17 protein-coding genes are annotated in these 19336 nt (G+C 45.8%); 14 read left to right on the top strand and 3 right to left on the bottom strand.

The genetic code is table 11. The features are described 5' to 3' along the window. Nucleotides 1–44 precede the first annotated feature (44 nt). Nucleotides 45–866, top strand: a complete 822-nt coding sequence (gene fliP, locus H8K55_RS15790) for a flagellar type III secretion system pore protein FliP (RefSeq protein WP_329605053.1) — start codon at nucleotides 45–47, stop codon at nucleotides 864–866. A gap of 83 nt (nucleotides 867–949) precedes the next feature. Further along, nucleotides 950–1657: a sigma-70 family RNA polymerase sigma factor gene (locus H8K55_RS15785; RefSeq protein ID WP_186943028.1), complete on the top strand. Its 708-nt coding sequence runs from the start codon at nucleotides 950–952 to the stop codon at nucleotides 1655–1657. Between the two features lie 134 nt (nucleotides 1658–1791). Here H8K55_RS15785 and H8K55_RS15780 read toward each other — a convergent pair whose 3' ends face one another. Both H8K55_RS15780 and H8K55_RS15775 read right to left on the bottom strand, forming a co-directional pair. After that, complete coding sequence (locus tag H8K55_RS15780) at nucleotides 1792–2154, bottom strand: hypothetical protein (RefSeq protein ID WP_186943027.1); 363 nt, start codon at nucleotides 2152–2154, stop codon at nucleotides 1792–1794. 263 nt (nucleotides 2155–2417) lie between these two features. Further along, entirely contained in the window at nucleotides 2418–2597 is a 180-nt protein-coding gene (locus H8K55_RS15775; RefSeq protein ID WP_186943026.1) for a hypothetical protein, read from the bottom strand. Nucleotides 2598–2900: 303 nt separating this feature from the next. Between H8K55_RS15775 and scpB the strand changes: the two genes are divergently transcribed. From scpB to H8K55_RS15720, 11 genes are all read left to right on the top strand, one after another. Continuing rightward, entirely contained in the window at nucleotides 2901–3893 is a 993-nt protein-coding gene (scpB, locus tag H8K55_RS15770) for an SMC-Scp complex subunit ScpB (RefSeq protein WP_186943025.1), read from the top strand. Then, the gene (locus tag H8K55_RS15765) at nucleotides 3880–5745 is read left to right on the top strand and encodes a pseudouridine synthase (protein ID WP_186943024.1); all 1866 of its coding nucleotides are present in this window, start codon (nucleotides 3880–3882) and stop codon (nucleotides 5743–5745) included. The genes scpB and H8K55_RS15765 overlap by 14 nt, the downstream gene beginning before the upstream one ends. Before the next feature lie 277 nt (nucleotides 5746–6022). Next, the gene (gene rimP / locus H8K55_RS15760) at nucleotides 6023–6511 is read left to right on the top strand and encodes a ribosome maturation factor RimP (RefSeq protein ID WP_186943023.1); all 489 of its coding nucleotides are present in this window, start codon (nucleotides 6023–6025) and stop codon (nucleotides 6509–6511) included. Continuing rightward, on the top strand, nucleotides 6508–8067 hold the full coding sequence (nusA, locus tag H8K55_RS15755; protein WP_186943022.1) for a transcription termination factor NusA: 1560 nt from the start codon (nucleotides 6508–6510) through the stop codon (nucleotides 8065–8067). Before rimP ends, nusA begins: the two co-directional genes overlap by 4 nt. 79 nt (nucleotides 8068–8146) lie before the next feature. Then, nucleotides 8147–11029: a translation initiation factor IF-2 gene (gene infB, locus H8K55_RS15750; protein ID WP_186943021.1), complete on the top strand. Its 2883-nt coding sequence runs from the start codon at nucleotides 8147–8149 to the stop codon at nucleotides 11027–11029. Between the two features lie 173 nt (nucleotides 11030–11202). Then, on the top strand, nucleotides 11203–11601 hold the full coding sequence (gene rbfA, locus H8K55_RS15745) for a 30S ribosome-binding factor RbfA (RefSeq protein ID WP_186890038.1): 399 nt from the start codon (nucleotides 11203–11205) through the stop codon (nucleotides 11599–11601). A 227-nt stretch (nucleotides 11602–11828) separates the two neighbouring features. Then, nucleotides 11829–12782 carry a tRNA pseudouridine(55) synthase TruB gene (truB, locus tag H8K55_RS15740; protein WP_186943020.1) on the top strand — a complete coding sequence of 318 codons (954 nt, stop codon included), beginning with the start codon at nucleotides 11829–11831 and terminating at the stop codon, nucleotides 12780–12782. A gap of 184 nt (nucleotides 12783–12966) precedes the next feature. Beyond that, nucleotides 12967–13503: a DUF924 family protein gene (locus H8K55_RS15735; protein WP_186943019.1), complete on the top strand. Its 537-nt coding sequence runs from the start codon at nucleotides 12967–12969 to the stop codon at nucleotides 13501–13503. Nucleotides 13504–13566: 63 nt separating this feature from the next. Beyond that, nucleotides 13567–13980, top strand: a complete 414-nt coding sequence (locus H8K55_RS15730) for a cupin domain-containing protein (RefSeq protein WP_186943018.1) — start codon at nucleotides 13567–13569, stop codon at nucleotides 13978–13980. A 114-nt stretch (nucleotides 13981–14094) separates the two neighbouring features. Next, a complete protein-coding gene (locus H8K55_RS15725) occupies nucleotides 14095–15231 on the top strand; it encodes an acyltransferase family protein (RefSeq protein ID WP_186943017.1) in 1137 nt (378 codons plus the stop codon). Between the two features lie 27 nt (nucleotides 15232–15258). Continuing rightward, nucleotides 15259–16119 carry a hypothetical protein gene (locus H8K55_RS15720; protein WP_186943016.1) on the top strand — a complete coding sequence of 287 codons (861 nt, stop codon included), beginning with the start codon at nucleotides 15259–15261 and terminating at the stop codon, nucleotides 16117–16119. 277 nt (nucleotides 16120–16396) lie between these two features. Here the strand turns inward: H8K55_RS15720 and cysS are convergent, their stop codons facing one another. After that, nucleotides 16397–17773: a cysteine--tRNA ligase gene (gene cysS / locus H8K55_RS15715; protein WP_186943015.1), complete on the bottom strand. Its 1377-nt coding sequence runs from the start codon at nucleotides 17771–17773 to the stop codon at nucleotides 16397–16399. A 327-nt stretch (nucleotides 17774–18100) separates the two neighbouring features. Between cysS and H8K55_RS15710 the strand changes: the two genes are divergently transcribed. Beyond that, on the top strand, nucleotides 18101–19192 hold the full coding sequence (locus tag H8K55_RS15710; RefSeq protein WP_186943014.1) for a GGDEF domain-containing protein: 1092 nt from the start codon (nucleotides 18101–18103) through the stop codon (nucleotides 19190–19192). Nucleotides 19193–19336: the final 144 nt, after the last annotated feature.

Raw genomic sequence — 19336 nt, 5'->3', positions numbered from 1 at the left:
AATGTTGCCTGATCATTTTGAGTGTTTTTTTCTGTAGTGGATTGGTGTTTGCTCAAGATCTACGAGGGGATGGTTCTTTCGAAGTAGAAAAGAACGAAAGCAGTTATGCCACGCGAGCAATAGGGAATGAGCAGATGAGTGTGGCGAGTTTGAAACCTGTTCTAAGTTCGAAGCCGGTTCCATCCACAACGCACCAAGTATCGAGTACCAGTAAGCAAAAAGCAGGCAGCGGCTTAACGGATACAAGTCAAGCCGTAAAAGTGGTGCTCGCGTTGACAGTGCTTGCTCTGCTTCCTTCACTCTTGATTTGCCTCACCTCGTTCTTGCGAATTGTCATTGTTCTGTCGATGCTACGTCATGCAATAGGAATGCAGGAGACGCCGCCGAATTCCGCTTTGATAGGCATTGCGCTCTTCCTAACGATGTTCGTCATGTCAGCGCCATTGCAGACTGTAAATCAAGATGCTTTTCAGCCATATATGGAGGGAAGTATTAGTGCTGAAATCGCTTACGAGCGTGCTGCGTTGCCCATTCGAGAATTTATGGTGAGGCAGACCAGAGAGCAAGATTTGGCATTAATGGTGGAGTTGTCTAAGGCTCCTCAACCTAGTCGGATGGAAGATATTAGCAACGTACAATTGATACCGGCCTTTATGCTCTCTGAATTGCGCGCAGCGTTTCAAATTGGCTTTGTTATTTTCTTACCTTTTCTGTTGATTGACCTCATCGTTTCTAGCGTATTAATGGCACTAGGTATGATGATGATGCCTCCCGTTTCAATTGCTCTACCACTTAAAATTTTGATGTTTATATTGGTTGATGGTTGGAATTTGATTTTGCGTGCGCTGGTTGGTTCTTTCCATTAATAGCAGATTTATTTGCTCAGCTAGAGAATTAGACTTTGAAGAACACTCAGTTGATTTCAAAAGATAGAGAGCTCGAGTTATGGATGCTTTTTTTCGAGTCGAGAGAAAGCAAATTTCGTATTCAACTAGTTGATCATTATTTGGCATATGCCAAGACCGTTGCTGCAGTACTCTATGCTCGCCGTCAGGGAAATGAGGTTGAGTTTGAGGACTATCATCAACTAGCTCGGGTCGGCTTATTGGAAGCGATCGATCGGTTTGATCCAACACGCGGTTTGCAATTTAATACGTTTGCTGAGCAGCGAATACGTGGAGCCATTTTGAATGGTCTCGAAAATCAAACCGAGAAACAACGTCAACTATCGACAATAAAACGATTGCAAGCGGATCGCTTGGCTGCGAGTAGTGCTGTCGTTAGTGACAGTATTAACGCACATGCAAAAGACAAGATTTTTAGTGTGTTAGCTGAAGTGGGAATTGGACTTGCTATTTCATGGATGCTTGCCGACACTGGAATTGCTGAGACAGCAGAAGATAGTGCCGTCGAATTTCCCTTTTATAAAAGTCTCGAAGTAAAACAGTTAAGAGATCTCTTATTGCAACAATTGTCGCTGTTATCCAACTCCGAACAACGGGTTATTCGTTATCACTACTTGCAAGGAATTACGATGGAAGAAATCGCCGAGATTTTTTCTTTAACGAAGGGCAGAATCTCACAAATTCATAAATCTGCTTTGAAGAACTTACGGCAGAACCTAAAAGCGCATTCGTTTGGTGATCTTATTTGCTAAGAGTTTTTATCACCACGTTCAGAATAGGACTTACGCAAAATCGCCCCAACGTCGTCGTAAACTGTACCGCCTGTGGCAGCACGCCTAGCTGGGCCGACTGTGCGTAAGTACTAAGAGGATGATCCTGTATTTTACTATTGACTAGCTAAAAGTTGATCAATACATTCTTCGATGAGTGAGCGTAATGTGGAATCCGAATACATGGTATTTTGAATGTCTTCAATCATTTGGTAGAAGAGTGGATCACTCAATACATCCAAACCAATTTCTGCGGCGATAGTGTTTTCTAGAAAAATACGAAATGCTTTTTGACGTCGATCCGGGCTTTGTCGGGAGATCAATTTCACTTTCTGGACAATAAGTCCAGCGACATCAAGTGTGTCTGAATTGCTGTGCGTTTTCTTATCTTTATTCTGAGCTGCTTGCCTGGGGAATTCTTTCGCAAGAACTGCAACTTGACTCCGCATGATTGCCGCGAGATTGGTTATTTTGGACATTGCCTGCCTTTTTACAATGACGTGAGGATAAAGTCGAACGATATCGATAGCGTCTGATTACTGGGTTGTCGTATTTAGACATTTTAGCTTTTTAATTATAGTCGTACTTGGTTTATGCTGAAATTTGCGATTGATATGACCATTAGCTTTGTTTGCGGTAGCGTCGACTCGTTTTCCCCCTTTTTTTGAAGTTCAAATTTTTTAAGCGTTCCGGGAGAGAGTTCTGAATTATGATTGTGCTATATGCAAACTTTCTAATTCCTTTAGACTTCAAAATCTGCTGCACTAAAATCGGTAAATTGCGTTATAATGGCGCCAATTGAGGTATGGAAGTCTTGGATTTCTTGTTTTTTGAGGCGCGTCAAGGCTAGTTCATAACCCAAAATTTGTAGGTTAAAATCTTGCTTGCGCAACCAGTTTTTAAGAATAAAGCCACGTTTCATCGTGGCTTTTTCGTTAGGCTGATAATTTTTTTGATTGGTTTGCGCTTGGAATGTGTTTAAAACGTGTTTCTAGACTACAATCTGGCATCTACTAAATTGATCGACTGTTTTGACTGACTTTTTGATGACTCGCGAATTGGCGATTCGTGCACAAGTTGGCTGCAGACTGATCCACCAGGCGCACATTGATGATTCGTGCTGCGCAATGTCCTACAAGACTAGACTGGTTGGGATAATAATTATCCCGAGTGCTTCACTGAATACTTCTTAAGATCAACACAACCTGTTAGCTAAAGAGTTTGCATGAATACTGCAGATGCCAAGCGTGTACTCGAAACCGCATTGTTATGCGCACATGAGCCGCTGACCATTAATACAATGAAAAAATTGTTTGTCGATAGTAGCGATCAAGAGGATTTGGTCGGTGCTGATACGATTAAATTAATGTTGGAAGAAGTGCGCCAAGATTGGTCGGACAAAGGAATTATGTTGGTGTCTTTATCGACGGGTTGGCGTTTTCAAAGTCGCCCTGAGATGCGTGCTTTCATCGATCGCTTAAATCCTGAAAAGCCGCCTAAGTATTCACGTGCGACGCTGGAGACTTTGGCGATCATAGCGTATCGTCAGCCAGTGACGCGTGGTGATATTGAAGAAATACGTGGTGTTGCGGTGGCTTCGCAGATGGTAAAGACCTTAGAGGATCGTGGTTGGATAGAGACCATCGGTCATCGTGAAGTCCCGGGCCGGCCGGCTTTGTTTGCGACCACCAAGCAATTCTTAAGTGACTTGGGTTTGGCATCGCTAGATCAATTGCCGCCTTTGCAGCAAATAGGTCAGGAGGAGGCGGAGGATGCACTCCCTTCTAAAGATGATTCTCCAGAATTGAATATGTTCGACGGAATTGAGGCTTTGGTTGAAGTAGCTGATGCGCCCGTGGTGAATGTTGAGGATGTTGGCGATGAGTCTCATTCTAATGTTGATGTCAATGCTGAGCTTGCGGCAGATGTTTCTGAGGGTGGAGCTCCAGAAGCTGAGATTGAAAATAATACGATTGAATTAGATAAAGACGAAATTGAAGTAAATGAGCAAATAAGCGCACAAATAAGTGCGCAAGAAGAATTGAGTAATGTTGCAGTGGAAGACCTCGCAGCAGATGCTCTTGAAAATGAAGCAGCCAGTGATGTGATCTTGGATGATGTTGCAATGATGGCTGATACGAATATAGATGAAGTAGTGGAAGCGGATGCCGAAGCTCTAACACCTTTCAAACCAGAATCAGATAATGAACGCAAATAATCCAGACGATACTTCCAGCCAGCAAAATCCTGGTGCTGAAACCGATGCACCGCGTCCGCGTGCAAAGCGTGTTGCACGTCCAAAAGTTGTTAAAGTGGATGATGCCACTGTTACTGCAAGCGATGATGCCGTTGCTGCAAAAGCGCCGCGAGCACCGCGCAAGCCGAGATTAAAGCCGGAAACTGTTAATGTGGAGGCGGTTGCTCAAGCGCCGGTTTTCGCAGAGCAGACAACACCTGTTGCCAGAGCGCCGCGTCAAGAGCGTCCGCCACGTCAAGCACGCGCACCGCGTCAAGTTGAAGTGCGAGACGTTAATGTGGCAAGTGTTGAGCAGCAATCTTCGCCACAGTTGGATTCGACAAATCAAGCAAGTGCTGGCGATAATAATGAGCGCCCACGTCGTCCGCAGGGTGATAGAAATAATTCCCGCAATGCGCGTCCTCGTGATGGTCAAGCGCGCGATGGTCAGCAACGTGATGGTCAATCACGCAATCGCCAACAAGCAAAACCTGGGCAAGGTTCACAAAATCGTACTGGCGATCAACGCAATCAAAATAATCAACGTCGTTCAGGTCAGCAAAATAATCGTGGTGCAGTACTCGATGCTGATGATGTATTTTCATTCGTTACTTCCGATGCGTATGATGCGGCAGATGACGTTCATCACTCACGTAACGATAAAAATAAAAAACCACGTCGTGATTTAACTGCTGACGATGATGCACCCAAATTGCATAAAGTCTTGGCTGAAGCAGGTTTGGGTTCGCGTCGTGATATGGAAGAATTAATCATCGCTGGTCGTGTATCTGTAAACGGTGAGCCAGCGCATATTGGTCAACGTATTCTGCCGCAAGATCAAGTGCGAATTAACGGTAAGTTAATTCAACGTAAGGTCAGTAAAAAACCGCCGCGCGTGTTGATTTATCATAAGCCTGCCGGTGAAATCGTCAGTACGAGTGATCCAGAAGGTCGTGCCTCGGTGTTTGATAGTTTGCCGCAAATGAAGGTTGGTAAATGGTTGGCCGTGGGTCGTCTCGATTACAACACAGAGGGCTTATTGTTGTTCACAACTTCCGGCGATCTCGCAAACCGTTTGATGCATCCACGTTATGGCATTGAGCGTGAATACGCAGTGCGTACTTTGGGTGATCTGGAAGAAGGCATGCGTCAAAAGCTCCTGGCTGGTGTTGAGCTGGAAGATGGTATGGCGCAATTCTCCAAGATTTCAGATGGTGGTGGTGAAGGCGTGAACAAATGGTATCGCGTCATCATTGGTGAAGGTCGTAATCGTGAAGTGCGTCGTATGTTTGAAGCTGTCGGTTTGACAGTGTCGCGTTTGATTCGTACTCGCTATGGTGTAATGACTTTGCCTTCGGGCTTAAAGCGTGGTCGTTGGGATGAGTTGGGCGAGGATGCTGTGCGTAGCCTGCTTAAAGTCAGTGGTTTGGAAAAAACGGCTGGTGAAAAATCTGAAAAACCTATGGGTAAGCCAAATGGTAATCGCGTGCAAAGCGGTAAAGTGCCGCGCAATGTGAATCCATTTGATGCGCCTGTGCAGAGAAGTTTTGAGCCTACCGTGCGTGGTGGTTTTGCGAATCCTCAAAACGGTCGTCCGGCGCGTAGTGCTGGAGCGGGAGTGGGTGGCTATGCTGGCGCACAGGGCGGCAAACCTGCTAAGCCAAATGCAAATGGTGGTAAAAACGCTGGTAAGCCGCGTAGTCGTCAGCCAGATCCTTTGCAAACTGCCTTAGGTTATCCTAGTCGTGATCAAAATCGCCGCGGTCCAACAGAGCGGGGCAGTGGCCCAGCGATTGGTCAGGCGATTGCGGCACGTCGTCGTCGCGGTACGTAAAATTAAATGCCCGGAAGTCGTTGAAAGATGTTGCTCAGGCCATGTTTTTCACCGACTTCTCATTGCGATTGAGTAATTAATCGTTTATAATCTTGTAGTTAGCAGATTTTTCCTTGAGTTGATTTTTAGTTAATGAAGAAATTCATTCAAGGCGCTAAGAAGATGGGCTAGTGCCCATTTTTTTTTGGCGAATCGTTTTTTGAGCGTGGAATTAAGTTAATTGAAAATTGGCTTGATTTTCTGCAAGGGCGAGATCTGTGTTTATCGGAGAATTGTCTTGCAATTGTTGGAATTAATTGAAAAGACTGTCAATGGGACAGGCTACGATCTGGTCGATTTTGAACGAGCAGAGCGCGGTTTGTTTCGTGTGTATATCGATCTTTTGCCAGAGGATGTTGAGGAAAAAGGTCATATCACAGTAGAGGATTGTGCGAAAGTCAGTCATCAATTGTCACACGTATTGACTGTAGAAGAAGTAGCTTACGAACGCTTAGAGATTTCATCTCCAGGCTTGGATCGACCATTGAAGAAGATGGCTGATTTCGTCCGTTTTGTCGGCGAAAAAGCCAATGTAAAATTGCGATTGCCTATGCCAGGCATGGCTAATCGTAAGAGCTTCGAAGGTGTATTGCATGAGCCTGAAGGGGAAACTCTGAAGCTCGAATTTGAAACAAAAGATGGCGCGGCGATGCTTGAGTTTACGCTCGCTGATTTAGATAAGGCACGTTTAGTGCCGCAAGTGGATTTTAGGAGTCGCAAAGCATGAGTCGCGAAGTTTTATTATTGGTTGATGTGCTGGCGCGTGAAAAAAACGTTGATGAAGATATCGTTTTTGGCGCATTGGAACATGCTTTGGCAACGGCTACCAAAAAGCGTTATGAAGGTGAAGTCGATATTCGCGTAGAAATCGACCGCGATACGGGTGAATATCGTACATTCCGCCGTTGGCACGTTGTGGCTGACGAAGCTGGTTTGCAATTGCCAGATCAAGAAATTTTGCACTTCGAAGCAGTTGAACAATACGCTGATATCGAAGTCGATGAATACATCGAAGAGCCAGTTGAATCCGTTGAGCTGGGTCGTCGTTTTGCGCAAGATACTAAACAAATCGTATTGCAACGTATCCGCGATGCAGAGCGTGAACAAATTTTGGCTGAATTCTTAGAGCGTGGTGATTCCCTAGTCATGGGTACGATCAAACGCATGGAACGCGGCGAAGCGGTGGTCGAATCTGGTCGTATCGAGGCACGTTTGCCGCGCGATCAAATGATCCCGAAAGAAAACTTACGTGTTGGTGATCGCGTCCGTGCTTACATCTTGCGTATCGATCGCAATGCACGTGGTCCACAAGTGATCTTGTCCCGTACTGCGCCAGAATTCATCATGAAATTGTTTGAATTAGAAGTGCCAGAAATCGAACAAGGTTCTTTGGTCATCAAATCTGCAGCGCGTGATCCTGGCGTGCGCGCTAAGATCGCGGTTCATACAGATGATAAACGTATTGATCCTATCGGTACTTGCGTTGGTATGCGCGGTTCACGCGTACAAGCAGTGACGGGTGAACTCGGCGGCGAACGTGTTGATATCGTCTTGTGGTCTGAAGATCCAGCGCAATTCGTGATTGGTGCTTTGGCGCCAGCGAACGTTTCTTCCATCATGGTGGATGAAGAAAAACACGCAATGGATGTCGTCGTTGATGATGAGAATCTGGCGATTGCGATTGGCCGTAGCGGTCAAAACGTCCGTCTGGCGGCAGAATTGACTGGCTGGCAAATTAATATTATGACGGCAGAGCAATCTGCGGATAAGGCAGAGCAAGAATCTGCTGGCATCCGTGCTCTGTTCATGGAAAAACTCGACGTTGATCAAGAAGTTGCGGATATCTTGGTTGACGAAGGCTTCTCTAGCTTAGAAGAAATCGCTTACGTACCAATTAGCGAAATGCTGGAAATTGACGCCTTAGATGAAGATACAGTGAATGAATTGCGCAATCGCGCACGTGATGCACTTGTGACAGAAGCGATTGCTTCTGAAGAAGGTGTAGAGGGTGTGGAAGACGCATTGATTAATCTGGAAGGTATGAGCCGTGCAACAGCAGGTAAATTGGGCTTGGCTGGTATTAAGTCCCTCGCTGCTTTCGGTGGCTTAGCTTACGATGAATTTGGTGCGATTTTGGCTCTGTCTACAGAGCGTGCGCGTCAATTAATTGATAATGCATTTGAAGATGTGACTGATGATGAGATGAAACTCATCGACGCTAAATATGATGAACATGCTAAAGCCTTATTGGAAAAAGCATGGAAACTCGTTGAAGCAAAATAATCACGAGTTAACAATCAATATTGAAGTGTAGATTTAATTTAAATTTAAATCACAGCACAAAACAAGGAAAGAGGACTGAATGGCGAGTAATAATGTAGCTCAATTTGCCACCGAGCTGAAAATGTCAGCGGATTTACTGCTCACGCAATTGAATGCCGCAGGCGTTGCAAAAGCGTCTGCGTCCGATATCTTGTCCAAAGAAGATAAGGATAAGTTATTGGAACATTTACGCCGTTCGCACGGCGTGGCTCCTGATGCCGAAAAGAAAAAAATCACTTTGACTCGCAAGGAAACAACCGAGATCAAGCAAGCTGATGCGACTGGTAAAACACGTACCGTGCAGGTTGAAGTGCGAAAAAAACGCACCTTCGTCAAGCGCGATGAAAGTTCTCCTGAAGAGAATGTGAAATCCACTGCACCAGCAATTGACCCAGCTGAAATAGCACGTCGCGAAGCCGAAGCGCAGGCAGAAGCTGAATTGGCAGCGCGTCGTGAAGCAGAGCTGTTAGAGAAGCAAGAGCAACTGGCGAAACTTGAAGCAGAAAAAGAAGCCGAAGCAAAAGCGGCGCGTGAAGCGGAAGCTGCTGCGAAAGCGAAAGCAGATGCTGAAAAAGCGAAGCAAGCTGAAGAAAAGCGTAGTAAAGCGAGTAAGCCAGCGGCAGTAGCAGAAGCGCCTGTTGTAGACGAAGAAGCTAAACGTGTTGAGGCTGAAGAAGCGAAGAAAAAAGCTACAGCAGCAGCGGCAGAAGCTAAAGAAGCAGTGAAAGAAGCGGCTGCGCGTGCTGCAAATGCAGAAAACGCACGTAAGAAAGTTGCAGACGAAGTCGCACAAATTAAAGAGATGATGTTGGCAGCGCGTAAGCCTAAGCCAGTAGAAGCTCCAGCTCCAGTAGCGGCGGCTCCATCAAAAGTTGCCGAAGGCACTTTGCATAAACCAGCCGATAAAAAACCTGGTGAGAAAAAAGCGGGCGACAAGAAAGATACTAAGCCAGCAGCGGTCGCAGCACCAACCGACAAAAAAGCCATCAAATCTGCCAATGTATCTTCTACATGGCAAGAAGACGCGGCGAAAAAACGCGGCGGTGGTTTGAAAACACGTGGTGCAGTGCCAGTTGGTCGTGATGGTTGGAAAAGCGGCCCTAAAGGTCGTCGTAATAATCATCAAGACGATAGAGAAACTAATTTCCAGGTACCTGTCGAAGCAGTTATTAAAGACGTGTATGTACCAGAGACTTTAACAGTCGCTGAATTAGCACATAAGATGTCAGTCAAAGCATCTGAAGTGATTAAGCATTTGATGAAACTCGGTCAAATGTGCACGATCAATCAGGTTCTTGATCAAGAAACAGCAATGATTCTGGTCGAAGAAATGGGTCATAAAGCTTTCGCAGCGAAAATTGATGATCCAGAAGCGATGTTGACGGACGTTGCAGAACACGCAGAATACGAATCATCACCACGTGCACCAGTTGTCACGGTGATGGGTCACGTTGATCACGGTAAAACATCTTTGCTCGATTATATTCGTCGCGCTAAAGTGGCTTCCGGTGAAGCTGGTGGTATTACACAGCACATTGGTGCCTACCACGTGGAGACGCCACGCGGCATGATCACCTTCTTAGATACACCAGGTCATGAAGCGTTTACGGCGATGCGTGCTCGTGGTGCGAGAGCAACTGATATCGTTATTCTGGTGGTGGCAGCAGACGATGGCGTGATGCCGCAAACCAAAGAAGCGATTGCACATGCAAAAGCTGCTGGTGTGCCGTTGGTGGTTGCAATCAATAAGATCGATAAACCAGGTGGCAATGCAGATCGCGTGACACAAGAATTGATCGCAGAAAGCGTTGTTCCAGAGGCTTATGGTGGTGATTCTCCTTTCGTTTCTGTCTCTGCTAAGACTGGTCAAGGTATTGACGACTTGTTAGAACAAGTTTTGTTGCAAGCTGAAGTTTTGGAATTGCGTGCACCTGTTGATGCGCCAGCTAAAGGTTTGGTAGTGGAATCTCGTTTGGATAAAGGTCGCGGTACGGTGGCAACGATCTTGGTTCAATCCGGTACCTTGAAACGCGGTGACGTTGTCTTGGCGGGTTCATCCTATGGTCGTGTTCGTGCGATGTTGGATGAAAACGGTAAGAACATCAGCGAAGCTGGTCCATCAATTCCAGTAGAGATCCAAGGTTTGACCGAAGTGCCAGCGGCTGGTGAAGAAGTCATGGTCATGGTTGATGAACGCAAAGCCCGTGAAATCGCTTTGTTCCGTCAAGGTAAATACCGTGATGTTAAATTGGCGAAACAACAGGCAGCGAAGCTCGAAAACATGTTCGAAAACATGGGCGAAGGCGAACTCAAAAACTTGCCTATCATCGTCAAAACCGACGTTCAAGGTTCGCAAGAAGCTTTGGTGCAGTCTTTGGTCAAATTGTCGAACAACGAAGTACGCGTACAAGTGGTACATGCGGCAGTCGGTGGTATCTCCGAATCTGACGTCAACTTGGCTGTTGCTTCCAAAGCGGTCATCATTGGCTTTAACACACGTGCTGATGCGTCCGCACGTAAGTTGGCTGAATCGAATGGTGTGGACATCCGTTACTACAACATCATTTACGATGCGGTAGATGAAATCAAATCGGCGTTGTCCGGCATGTTGGCACCTGAGAAGCGCGAAACGATCATTGGTATGGTCGAGATTCGTCAAGTCTTCTCCGTCAGCAAAGTAGGCTCAATTGCAGGTTGCTTGGTCACTGAAGGTGTGGTTAAGCGTACGTCGTCCGTCCGTTTGTTGCGCAACAATGTCGTGACATGGACTGGCGAATTGGATTCTTTGAAGCGTTACAAAGACGACGCCAAAGAAGTTCGTGCAGGTATGGAGTGCGGTCTCTCACTCAAAGCCTACAACGATATTCAGGTTGGAGATTTCTTAGAAATCTTCGAAATTCAGGAAATTGCCCGTACTCTGTAAGTAAATAAAAAAGAGGAAGCGTGAGCTTCCTCTTTCATTTTTTAATAAAGAAAAACAGAAGATCTTGAACCGCAAAGGCGCAGAGTACGCAGAGATAAATTTAATTCTTTGCGTACTCTGCGCCTTTGCGGTTAGCGCTTTTTAGTTTTTGAATTAGGTTTAGTTTTTATATTATGGCCAAAAATAGTAAATCCATCCCAGCCCGCGGTTTGCGTGTTGCTGATCAAATTCAACGTGATTTGTCTGAGATCATTTGGGCTGAGCTTAAAGATCCACGTGTCGGTATGATCACGCTCACTGAGGTGCAATTGACACCTGATTACGCACATGCAAAAGTGTATTTCACCACCTTGGCGGATGATCCTGCTGCCATTAAAAATACCTTTGAAGGCTTGAATAAAGCGGCTGGCTTTTTGCGTAATCAACTCGGCTTGAAACTGCGCATTCACACTTTGCCGCAATTACACTTCGTTCACGATACCTCCACAATGCGTGGAATTGCGATGTCGAAATTGATCGATGAAGCAAATGCGACGCATGTGCCAGAAGATAAAAACGACAGCGAAGATTGATATCGCCTTAGAAGATCAGAATCGCTTTCGATTCAAAAAAATGTATCGAAAATCTCTTAGGCCATATCTGCAATACCTTCTCGTAGGGTGCGCCATGCGCACCGGCTTTGATAGTTTGAAATAACTACCAGGCCTGCGGTGCGCACGGCGCACCCTACATAAGAGCTGAGGTTTTTGTGTATTTGGGGCAAAATTCTTGCTTACGACTTCCTAATTAAAATTTCATCATGAACCAAGCTATCAAGAAAAAAACACGCCTGCCTATCAATGGCGTGCTGCTATTAGATAAGCCTGTGGGTTGGTCGAGCAATGACGCGCTCATCAAAGCCAAGCGCCTACTAAATGCAATTAAAGCGGGTCATACAGGTACCTTGGATCCGTTCGCAACCGGTTTATTGCCACTGTGTTTCGGTGAAGCGACGAAGTTCTCTGCGGATCTATTAGACGCCGACAAAACCTATCAAACTGTGGTGCATCTGGGCGTTACAACCAACACGGGCGATACTGAGGGTGAAACGATACAAACGCGAGAAGTGAATGTTAACGAGACACAGATACGCGCAGTTTTAGAACAATTCAAAGGCGATATACGGCAAGTGCCACCTATGTATTCGGCACTCAAACGCGATGGCAAACCGCTCTATGAATATGCCCGAGAAGGCATCACATTAGAACGCGAAGCACGTCCGGTGACGATTCATCTACTTGAATTCGTTCAATATGAAGCGCCATTTTTGACCTTGAATGTACGCTGCAGCAAAGGCACTTATATTCGTGTTTTAGGTGAAGACATCGGTAATGCCTTAGGATGCGGTGCGCACTTAAATGCTTTGCGCCGCACCCATGTTGGTCACCTCGTCTTAGAAAATACTGTGACGCTCGATCAATTGATAGAGATGAGCGAAGAGCAACGCCATGCCTTGTTAGCGCCAGTCGATGCCTTACTGTCCAGCTTTCCTGAAGTCAATCTTAACGACGAACTCGCACGTCGATTTCTGCAAGGTCAACGTATCTCTTTAGCCAAAGAAGAGGTGGCACATCCGGTGGAATTAGGTCGGGTACGCGTCTACCGTATTGATAGTAATGCTGGCGATGTCTCTGGCAAACAATTATTGGGCTCCGCACAATTACAAGAATTTTCCGTGCTTGCACCTGAACGCTTGATTTCCACCGCAAATTGATCTTTTGAGTCGCACTTTTTAATTTGCACTCTCGAATCGGCACTCTTTAATCCGCACTCTTGATTCCGCACGGTGCGTATTGAAATTGATTGCCTATTCCTTTCGGTACTGGTAACTTCTTCTCGACCCTTGCGCTCGTATTGAGCGGGGAAATCAATTTCGTACTGTGATTATGGAGGCGGCCATGTACCAACAAATTATTCAATTCTGGTTCGAAGAAATCGACCCCAAAAAATGGTGGATCGCCGATCCCGAATTTGATCAGTTGATCGCAAATCGTTTCTTGCCATTGATGCAGCGAGCTGCCGTTGGTGAATTGTATGCGTGGCGGCAAGACCCCAAAGGACGCCTTGCAGAAATCATCGTTCTTGATCAATTTTCGCGCAATGTTTATCGCAGCACTCCAGGCGCGTTTTCACAAGATCCCATGGCCTTAGTGCTGGCGCAAGAAGCGATTCATGCGGGGGCTGATAAAACTTTGTCAGAAATCGAACGCAATTTTTTGTACATGCCTTTTATGCATAGCGAATCACGCCAAATCCACGCGTGGGCGGAACAACTGTATCGCGATCATGCGCCTAAAGGCAATTATGAATTTGAACTAAAGCATAAAGCGATCATCGATCGATTTGGTCGTTATCCGCATCGTAATGCGATTCTTGGCCGAGAATCGACTGCAGAAGAAATTGAATTCTTGAAGGAAAAAGGATCAAGTTTTTAATTCAATTTTCTTGAATTTTTTCTTGAGCCTATTTATCGAATTACTACTTAAACGAGGCTTCCTATGTACGCTTCTATCGCAAAAAAATTCATTATCTGTGCCAGTATTTTTCTATGTGGTGTTGCCAGCACTTTAGTGGCACAGGGTCTAAGTGACTCGCCACAGCGCAAAGAGCAAAAACGTGCGGACTTGTCTGGTGCACCGGGTATGGAAGTGATTTCGTCGATTGCTGAATATCAGCCAGGCGAAGTGATTGATTTTCACATTCATCACGGCATAGAAGCTTTCTATGTGGTGCAGGGTGCGCAAATACAAGTGCAAGGTAAAGAGCCGATGACGCTAGCAACTGGCGCCGCATTAATGAATTTACGTGATGTGAAACATGGTGGCTTTAAGGTGATCGGCGATACACCCTTAAAATTATTCACTGTACATATCGTGGATAAATCTAAGCCCTTATATGATTATCTTAAGTAGAGAATTTTAATTCGCGATCTCAAAAAAGCTTACTGAGAAAAATAGAGATGAACCAAATATCTAGCTTGGGAGTCTATATGCACTTACCGATCTTCAACTTACATCTCTTCAATAATGCAACTAGCAAATTCACAGAAAACTTTTCCTCTCTCTTCAGATCGTAATTTTGGCATTGACCTTCTACGCGGACTGTCTATCTTATTCGTTGTCGTCCATCATTTAGCGATGAGTTTTCGTTTGCCTCTTGGCCCTAGTTACCTCGGCGATTTTGTAAGTAAACGAGTTATCAACGGCATCAGTTTTAATGGCTATGAATCTGTGTTTGTGTTTTTCGTCCTCTCCGGGTTCTTGATTACGCGCCGAAGCCTGACGCAATACGGCAACTTGTCCGCAATCGACTGGCGTAAGTTTTATACGCAACGTTTTAGTCGCATCTTTCCTTTGTTGGCTTTGCTATTAGTCGTGCTGAGTCTCATGCATGGCTTGGAAATTTCTGGCTACGTGGTGCAGGAAAAAGGGCAAACTTTGTGGCGCGCATTACTTTCAGCTCTGGGTCTGCATTTGAATTGGTATGAGGGGCAGACGACTTGGTTACCAGCGGCCTGGGATGTGCTGTGGTCTTTGTCGATTGAAGAAGTTTTCTATCTCGCGTTCCCGTTGATCTGTATTGTCTTACCAAGACGCTGGTTAGTCGCAGGCTTGTTGATCTTGGCATTCTCTTTACCATGGACGCGTGAAGCGATCGTCAGTAATGAGATTTGGAAAGAAAAAGCCTACTTGCCCGGTATGTCGGCGATCGCTTTCGGCGTATTGACAGCGCTGCTTGCACAGGCCTGGAAAACCAGCGAACAGTTTGCACGTTCGATTGCTGTTTTGGGCGGGATTGGGCTGATTGCGATTTATTTCTTCGGTAGCGAAGTGTGGAAAGTAATCCATGGCTACAGCATGTTGATCTTGTGCCTGTCTGCTTGTCTTTTGGCATTCGCCGCTCAACGTCTCGCGCCGCGTCCGCGTTGGGGCTGGCAATGGTTGGCGAAGATGGGCTATTTGAGTTATGAAATCTACCTGAGTCATATGTTCATCGTCTTAAGCGTATGCACTGCGTATCGTGCTTATTTTGGTGAGAATATGCGTTGGACTTTTGTCGTGTACGTGCCAGTGGTTGTGGCTTGCTTGTTGTTGGGTGTATTACTAGAACGCTGGGTCAGTAATCCTGCGATGCAGTATCTGCGTTCAAAATCATTCAAATAAGCCAGCATGAATTTGAGGAGAAAGTTGATGCGCGCAAGTTGGTTACTGATCTTGTTTGGATTGCCCAGCCTCATTGGTAGCGTGCTCTTAATGCGCTTGGCGGGTGCGGGGCAGTCACTGCAAGTGCAGCAAATGGTTGTAGCGATCATAGGCACCGCCTATGTGCTTTGGAGGGATAGAACGAATCGCGATCAGACTGTTGAGAGGCATTCATCCATGCCGCAACAAATTTATAATGGGGTTGCAACACTCGTGCTGATGTTGCTTGGATTGGGAGCGTGTTTCGCATTTCCTGAATCAGGGAATCCGGTGCGTTGGCTTAAACTTGGTGGCCTACGTTTATATTTTTCAGCAGCCGTTCTACCCTTGGCTTTGTATTTGCTTGCCAGACTCCATTGGCGTTTGCAGTTTTCTGTATCTGTCAATGTGGTTCTAATGTTCGTGTTCGCAGCACTACTAACATTACAACCAGACGTCTCACAATTGATCGCCTTCGCACTCGCGGCTCTCTTCATCGTGTGGCATCGTGCAGGTGGCTCCATGCTGAAAGTGGGGGTCACTGCAGTATTGGGATTGCTATGCTATCGGTGCTGGCAACAGCCAGATCCGCTACAGCCCGTGCCTTATGTTGAGGGAGTAATTCAGTTGGCTGGGGGTATGGGAATCGTCGCGATGCTAGCAGCGATATTGAGCGTTGCACTGATTCCGATTGGCTTGTTTTATGGCGCCATCAAACGTAGCGCGCCAGAATTGATGCCGATTGCGTTGTACTACATTGCGATCATGATTTTTGCTTATTTAGGATTCACGCCTATGCCGTTGTTGGGATTTGGTGCGGGGCCTGTGATTGGGTATTTTGCGGTTTTGGTGATGCGGCAGAATTCTTAGAATTGGATTGCAATCATATACTCAGACGTTCTTACGTAGAAAAAGAATTCATTCTTGTAGGGCGGGTGCAATCCGCGCCGCCAGACAGTTCAAAATGACACATCGATGATTCATTGGAAGAGAATTTATTTGACCGATAAATCGTTGAAGGAAAATTCAGTGTGGGTTGCAGCCGCCCTACATGGTTGGACTTAACTGTCGATTTGAGCCTGTGTTCACGAATCGAATAGCAAATGAATTGCTATTCGATTGCGTAAAATTTCACAAAATCCAATCTTTAACCTGCCACCTTCACCACCATCCCAGCAGGCGTATCCTCAACCTCAAACCCAGCAGCCTTAATCGCATCACGCAAACGATCAGACTCCGCCCATACTTTGTTTTGGCGGGCGATCTTGCGTTGTTCGACGAGTTCCAAAATATGTGCAGGAATTTCGGTTTTCTTTGGTTCCCAAGTCTTCAAATTCAAGCCCAGCATTTGATCGAAGTAATCGAGCGTGGCTTTCTTGTCGGCGTCGCTTACAGGTGATTTCAACATCTCCCACATCACGGCAATCGCCTTAGGCAAGTTCAAATCTTGATTGACTTCTGCTTTGAAACGATCCGCATAGTCTTGGTTGATACTGCCACCGGCAGGCAAATTGAAGTAGGTTTCGCGTAGACGATTCAATCCTGTTTGCGAAGCTTTTAAGGATTCCCAACTGAAGTTGAGCTGGCTGCGATAGTGCGCAGACAAGCATAACCAGCGGTAGGCGAGTGGATCGATATTGTCATCGATTAGTGTTTGTAGGCGCAAAAAGTCGCCGCTCGATTTAGACATCTTGCCTGCGTCGATTTGCAAGAAGTAGCCATGCATCCAGAAGTTGGCCAAACGTGTGCCGTGGCAGGCTTGGTTTTGCGCGATCTCATTGCTATGGTGAATCGCGATATGGTCTTCGCCGCCGCAGTGAATATCAAACCAAGGCTCCAAATATTTCGCCGACATCGCTGAGCATTCGATATGCCAACCGGGGAAGCCGCGACCCCAAGGACTATCCCATTCCATTTGACGGGTACTGCCTTCTGGGCTGAATTTCCACAAAGCGAAATCGGTTGGGCTTTTCTTTTCGCCGAGTTCAACCCGCTTACCTGCTTCTAAGCCTTCGCGATTAAGGCGTGCTAAGTAGCCATAATCATCTTGCTTGGAAGTGTCAAAATAGATGCCATCGGAAGTGCGGTAGGTGTAGCCTTTTTCTTCGATCACGCTGATGAAGTCGATTTGCTCAACAATATGGTCGGTCGCCTTGCACCAGATTTTTGGTTCTAAAATATTGAGGCGTTGAACATCTTCTTTAAAAGCGACTGTGTATTTCTCCGCGATTTCCCACGCAGTTTGACCCGTGCGGCGCGAACCTTTTTCCATTTTGTCTTCACCATCGTCACCATCTGATACTAAATGGCCGACGTCAGTGATGTTAACCACGTGGCGCACGTTGTAACCATTCAATTCCAAAGCGCGACGCAAGACATCTTCAAACAGATAAGTGCGCAGATTGCCGATGTGGGCGTAGTCATAGACAGTTGGACCGCAACAATACAAACCGACCCAATCTTGATGAATCGGAGAGAAAGGGCGTAGGGAGCGTTCCCAGTTATCGTAGAGTTGCATGTCCATGAATTAGTCGAGGTAATAAATTAATTGAGTCTGTTAGTTGAGTCTGCTGTTTTAGGTTTGCGCCAGACCTTGAAATTCACTGAAATTTCGGCAGACCGCTATTATCGCCTAATTCGACTTTTTCCCGTAGCATGACAGTCAATTTGACATGCCTTTTTTGTATACATGATTCAATTCTGTAGGATGCGTGTTGATGTCCGCAGAAAAAGTGTATTAATTTAAGTCATTCAGTTTGAATTCAAGCGGGAAAACGCTACACTGAATTCATGCTTGAAAGCAATGTGATCATCGTGCAAGTTATAAAAAAAGCTTAATCGCGGGGGCTGTATGGCGACTTCCTATCCAGAAGTGACTGATGCTGAATTGCGGGCGCAATATCAAAAGCCAGATCAAGCACAGGCGCAAAAAATATTGCGCTTTATGGTGTATGCAAGCATCCCCTTGTTGTACGTCGACTTTATTTTGCTTGGTTTGGGAACCCCATTCTTTGCATTAAGTCTATTGCGGGCGGTCGTGATCGGATATGCATGTTGGATTTTAAGTAAATGTGCTTATCCAGCCCAATTTGCTCACTTGGAGCGGCAATTGTTTTTTTGGTCAATCGTCGTATTATCCGTCCAATTAGTCAGCGACTTCCTTGCTCCTTTGACCTATTTCGGACACTTTTTGATCGATGCATGGGTTTGTGTGCTTATCTCTATCGTCCTGCCAATTCGCTCAGCCTATATCAAACGTTTAGTATTTTCCTATTTGTTTGTCGTCATCGTCTTGTGTCTCACAAAGATATTTCCTAGTACCACTTATCAAGCCATTATCTTTGCTGTGCTGTTATTGAGTGCGTACACCGGTCAGGCAGTAGGGGCTAGTTTACATAAATTTAGATTGAAATTATTGAGTGCAGAATTTGAATTGCAACGTAAGGAGATTACAGATCCTTTAACCGGTATTGCGAATCGACGTGAATTCTTGCGTATTGTTGAAAGTGAAATGCTTAGACATTTGCGTCTTGCTAAGCCTATGTCGGTGCTTATTTTTGATATCGAAGGCCTTAAGCAAATTAATTTGCAGTATGGCGCGGGAACTGCTGACTTGGTGCTGGTGGAAGTGAGTAAACGTATGCAAAGGGCGACCCGCAATTATGATTGCCTGGCACGTTACGGAACCGAGGAATTTGTTGTCTTATTGCCAGAGGCCGAAGCCGAAATCGCGAGTAAAGTGGCTAGCAGGGCGTTAAATACCATCGGTGCGATTCCGGTTCCAGTCTCGGGCAAGGAAGTACGCGTCAGTGCTAAGGTCGGTATTGCGACGATGCAAGAGGCGGATAGTTTAGAAAGCATGTTAAAAAGAGCGGAGGATGATCTGCAACGCTTAAGCTCTCCGACCGTTTCCTCATTGCAACACAGTATGGCCTACGCCTAAATTCTCTAACCTAAATCCTCTAACTGAGTTTTCATTTCAGTTTTCTCCGTGTTTTTTTAAGTACATCAACAGTGTCCAGATAGGTCTTTGGATATGTGGTGTATTTCATTTTGCCTGATGTCTCTTCCACCATCTAAACATAAG

The sequence above is a fragment of the Affinundibacterium flavidum genome (assembly GCF_014284175.1).
Taxonomy (GTDB): Bacteria; Pseudomonadota; Gammaproteobacteria; order Burkholderiales; family Burkholderiaceae_D; genus Undibacterium; species Undibacterium flavidum.
This window is presented reverse-complemented; position numbering and strand designations above follow the sequence as displayed.